This is a genomic window from Frankia canadensis (assembly GCF_900197875.1).
In the GTDB taxonomy this organism is placed as follows: Bacteria; Actinomycetota; Actinomycetes; order Frankiales; family Frankiaceae; genus Frankia; species Frankia canadensis.
On record NZ_FZMO01000302.1, the window covers coordinates 1 to 4,146 of the forward strand.

At 72.9% G+C, this 4,146-nt stretch carries 6 protein-coding genes; 2 read left to right on the forward strand and 4 right to left on the reverse strand.

Annotated elements, in window-relative coordinates; genetic code table 11:
- A partial coding sequence (locus C1A33_RS21395; RefSeq protein ID WP_207770421.1) for a hypothetical protein occupies positions 1–731 on the forward strand: 731 nt, incomplete at its 5' end.
- A 70-nt stretch (positions 732–801) separates the two neighbouring features.
- Here the strand turns inward: C1A33_RS21395 and C1A33_RS21400 are convergent.
- The 4 genes from C1A33_RS21400 to C1A33_RS21415 all read right to left on the reverse strand — a co-directional run bounded on the left by C1A33_RS21400 (position 802) and on the right by C1A33_RS21415 (position 3,657).
- Positions 802–1,572, reverse strand: a complete 771-nt coding sequence (locus C1A33_RS21400) for a hypothetical protein (protein ID WP_101833195.1) — start codon at positions 1,570–1,572, stop codon at positions 802–804.
- Positions 1,569–2,432 carry a DNA-processing protein DprA gene (locus C1A33_RS21405; protein WP_101833196.1) on the reverse strand — a complete coding sequence of 288 codons (864 nt, stop codon included), beginning with the start codon at positions 2,430–2,432 and terminating at the stop codon, positions 1,569–1,571. Before C1A33_RS21405 ends, C1A33_RS21400 begins: the two co-directional genes overlap by 4 nt.
- A 163-nt stretch (positions 2,433–2,595) precedes the next feature.
- Positions 2,596–3,099 carry a hypothetical protein gene (locus C1A33_RS21410; protein ID WP_101833197.1) on the reverse strand — a complete coding sequence of 168 codons (504 nt, stop codon included), beginning with the start codon at positions 3,097–3,099 and terminating at the stop codon, positions 2,596–2,598.
- A 60-nt stretch (positions 3,100–3,159) separates the two neighbouring features.
- On the reverse strand, positions 3,160–3,657 hold the full coding sequence (locus C1A33_RS21415; protein WP_101833198.1) for a DUF3846 domain-containing protein: 498 nt from the start codon (positions 3,655–3,657) through the stop codon (positions 3,160–3,162).
- Positions 3,658–3,930: 273 nt separating this feature from the next.
- Between C1A33_RS21415 and C1A33_RS35130 the strand changes: the two genes are divergently transcribed.
- The coding region (locus tag C1A33_RS35130; protein WP_207770422.1) for a DprA-like winged helix domain-containing protein at positions 3,931–4,146 on the forward strand (216 nt) is incomplete at its 3' end.

Below are 4,146 nucleotides of genomic sequence, written 5' to 3' on the forward strand. Positions count from 1 at the left end.
CGCCTCGGCCGGCCCACCGCCGCCACCGCCGCGGACGGTTACCGCGCCGCCTTCCCGGCCCACCCGCGTTGTCGGCGCCGCTGTCCGGCGCGGCGCACGGCCGGCCCGGCCGGTTCCCACCCCACGCCCGGCATGCCGGCACCGGGGGTGGGCGGCGCACCGGGCCCCGACAGACCGCCCGCACGGTCCCACCCCTCACCGTGATCGTCTCTTCGTTCGTGGAGGTATCGATGAGTGCGCTGCTCACCGCGGTGCTGATTCCGGCGCAGCCACACCAGCCGGTCGCCGCCCTGACTCTCGACGTGGCGGAGCTGCCGCTGCTGTGGGCGGAGGTAGGCGGACCCGTCGACCGAGTGACGCTCCTCGAGCCGGCCGGCACGCTGTTCACGAACGCCTGGGCCTCGCGGTTCGGTCTCGGCGCGAACATGCGGGCGACGGTGCTGGCGGCGGCGGCGAACCCGGTGTGGCGCGGCGGGACGATCCTCGGGGACGCGGTGCTCCTCGGCGCGGCGCACGGCGGGGTGGAAACCTCCGCCGACCCCGCCTACCGCGAGGTGCTGCTCACCTCGGCGGGCAGGTTTGGGATGGAGGTACGGACCCCGACCGGTAAGGAAGTGCGCGGCGTTCTGCCCCCGCTGATGTGGTCGGACCCCTTCGCGGCCTACGCAGACGGTCTGCGGCTGGTACGGGGCCATCCGCTGTATGCGGTGCGGATACGCCCCCTCGGCTAACCCGCGCACGAGCGCGCAAGCGCTGATGCCCCCGGCCGTGGCCGGGGGCATCAGCGCTTCGGGGGAAGAGTCAGGGACGGAGGAGGGGCACCAGGTCGGCCACGGTGGAGGCTGGGTGGACGGCGCAGCCGGGTCCGACGTACCCGGGCCCGTCGGCGTGGACGGCAGGGACGACGAGGCGGCGGTACCCGGCGGCACGGGCGGCATCCCGCGTGGCGTCCGGGGCCTGCAACGGGCGTAGGTGCCCGTCCGGGGCGATAGCGCCGACGAACACGTAGCGGCGTAGCGCGGCCGGGGGGATGGTGCCGGTGGCGGCGAGCAGGGCGGCGGCGACGGCGAGCTGCGTCTCCCTGTCGGCCGGCTGGCCGGCGGGCATCAGCCGGGCCGTCAGCGTGGCGTCCTGCGGCCACCGCAGACCGGTCTCGGTGAACGCCCGGCGCAGGACGTCGAGATGGTCCGGTGGCGGGTCGTGCGGGCTGGGTGGGAGGTGGTCGCGGACCTCGAGGCGGACGGTGGCCACCTCGAGCCGTCCGCTGATCGCAACGACGGTCGTGGCGGGCAGGACGGTGCGCAGCCCCGCGAGCTCGCCGTGGTCGCGGGGCAGGGACAGGCGCCGCCACGGCCACCGCACCGCCGACCTCGACGGCGGGATGGCATCCACGAGGAGGATCTCGACGTCGGGAAGCAGCAGCCCGCGCAGGTGGAGCAGGGCGGTGTCCAGCGACGCGTCGAGGACGAGGATGTCACCGGCGTCGAGACGCTGGCCGACGCTCCACGGACGCACCCCCGCCGCGCGCAGCGCGGCCCGCACAGCGGGGGTGCGGGCGAGTCCGACCTTCACCGCGCGCCTTCCGCCGGCGGGTCGGATGGGGCGGTCAGGGCGGCGAGCAGCGCCGAGCAGATGTCCTCGCCGCTGTCGACGAGCGCCGCCGTGTGGTCGCGGATCAGATAGTGGCAGGCGGCGCTCGCCCGGCTGGTGATCGGACCAGGCACGGCCATGAGCAGGCGGCCTCGGCGCCGGGCGGGGGAAACGGCCGCGAACGTGCTGCCGTGAAAGACAGCCTCGGCGAGCACGACCCCGGCGGACAGGTAGCACAGCAGGTCCTGGCGGGCGAGGAACCGGTCCCGGCGGGCCGGGCTGTCCGGCGGTGCGTCGGAGACCAGCAGGCCGTGCGGGACCGGCTCGCGGCGTGTGAAGGCGGCCAGATCGGGTCCGGCGGCGTAGACGACGACCGGTGCCGTGTCTGCGGACGCGGCGGCGGCGAAGGCGCGGGCGTCGCAGCCGAGCGCGGTGGACGTGACCACCGTCCACCCACGGCCAGCGAGATCCCCGGCGAGCAGACCGGCGACCTGCTCGCCGTAGGCGGTGGGCGCGCGCGTGCCGATGACCGCGACCGACCGGCGTGTCGCCATCCGCAGGTCGCCGTCCCCGCGCACCCACAACGCCCACGGCACCTGCTCGAGGCCCGCCGTCCCGGACGGTATGGCCGGCCACTCGGCGTCGCCCGGCACGAGGATCCGCCACCCGGCCTGCGCCGCGTCCGCGTCGACCCGGGCGGGGTCGATCTGCGGAAAGGCGGCGCAAACCTGCTCCCACCGCTCGAGCGGGCTCGCCGCATCGGACGGCGGGGCGGGCAGGGGACGCAGGCTGGCCGCGCAGGCCAGCCCGATCCGGGCCTGCCTCTCCTCCTGATCAATCATCACTGTCTCCTTCGAACCTTCGAACGGGCATGGACGGGAAAGGGGGGAAGGTGAGGACGCGGGCGGGGCGTCCGCGTCCTCACCGACGGGCGACGCGGGCAGGGGTGGGCCACACGCCACCGGCGGATCGCGTCGGGCGTCGGCCCGACGCGGGCGGTGGGGGTCAGCGGACGCGTACGACGCGGACGGTCATGCGGGGCAACGCCCGGCCCAGCCGCAGCCCCTCCCGGTAGGCGCTGACCACATCCGTCCACTCCGGGAAAGACAACTGCTGGCGCCGTCCGCCCTGCGGGGGCTGGAACTCGACGCGGAAAAGGCCGCTCCGCGGGAAAAGAACATCGGTGTAGCCGGGCGGCGCCGAGGCGTAGACGCCGTTGTCGTGGGCGAGGCCGACAAGAACGGCGTCGCCGCGCACCCGATCCTGGCGTCGCTCGGGATCCGCCGCCCGCAGGATCAGACTCGCGAGCACGTTCACCGGCAGGCGAGAGTCGTCCCGATACGCGCACAGGTTCGCGGCCGGCTGCCGAAGCGCGACCAGACAGCACAACCCACGGTCGGAATCGGCGGCGGAGCGTAGCAGCGCCATCTTGTCCGGGCCGAGGGGAACACGGTGCGGGGGTTTCGTGGGATCCGACGGCAGCAGCACGCCGGTCGCCTCTTCGGGCATGGCCACTCCAGACACAGAAGAAGAAGAAGGAAGAGCGGGATTTCTCGGAACTTCCGGGGGTCAGGCGGGGCGGAGCCGGACCGCTGCCTCGGGAAACGCTGCCGCGATATGCAGGCCCTCGGCGTAGGCGGCGAACGGATTCCGCCAGGTGCCGTCGACCGGCAGGACGCGGCGCTCATCGCCGGTGGAGACAAGATCGACGCGTACCCGGGCCGGGTCGTCGAGCAGCACCGCCCGGTACTCCGGTGCCACCGACGTGTCCCGGCCCTGCGCGTCCGCGGGCCCCACGAGCAGCGCATTCCCCAGCAGCACCACACCTCGACGCGTGGGGTTCGCCGCCCGCGCGAGGTAGGAGGCCCGCAGGTTGACCGGCAACCGCAACGCCAGACCTTCCTTGTTCACCCACAGGGTGCCGGCCGGCTCGATGAGGCTGACCGCCTCGATCGGCCCGCCCACAATCCCCTGCACCAGGAACAGATCACGCGGACGGAAAGTGATCACCTCGGGGGGTCGGTCACGGTCGGCCGGCAGCCGAATACCCGTAATGGACGCGCTCATACACACTCCACAGAAAGGAAAGAGGGAAAGGATTGTTGGCGCCACGCGGATCCGCCGATGGCCACCGGCGTACCAGGACCCGCGTTGCGGGGCTGAATGGGTGGGGCGTAGCGACCGTAACTTGATCGTTTACCGGTCAGCAACCGAAACCGTAAACAGTCATGAAAACCCGGCCAGTGATGTATGTCACTGGGAATATCGCTGGCTGGCCGTGCCGATCAGGAGTTATCCCTGAAAACGCAAACGGAAATACGACCCAGGGAGAACACCGCAATGACATCAACTAATCGGGAAACAAACGCGGGCGACACGACACGAGTGCTGACCGCGCTCGTAGACGGTCCGCTGAGCGCCCCCGACATCGCCGACCGCACCGGTATCGACGTGCGCGGACTGCGGAAAACTCTCGCCTCTCTCGCCGACGCGGGACGGATCCGCCAGCTGCCCCCCGAGCCCACCCCCGGCCGGCCCGGCCGGCCGGGGGTGGGC

What these genes read in the sequence shown, in the direction of transcription:
- C1A33_RS21405 (WP_101833196.1), bottom strand. Translation starts at nt 2,432, where the DNA reads ATGATTGATCAGGAGGAGAGGCAGGCCCGGATCGGGCTGGCCTGCGCG.
- C1A33_RS21415 (WP_101833198.1), bottom strand. Translation starts at nt 3,657, where the DNA reads ATGAGCGCGTCCATTACGGGTATTCGGCTGCCGGCCGACCGTGACCGA.
- C1A33_RS21410 (WP_101833197.1), bottom strand. Translation starts at nt 3,099, where the DNA reads ATGCCCGAAGAGGCGACCGGCGTGCTGCTGCCGTCGGATCCCACGAAA.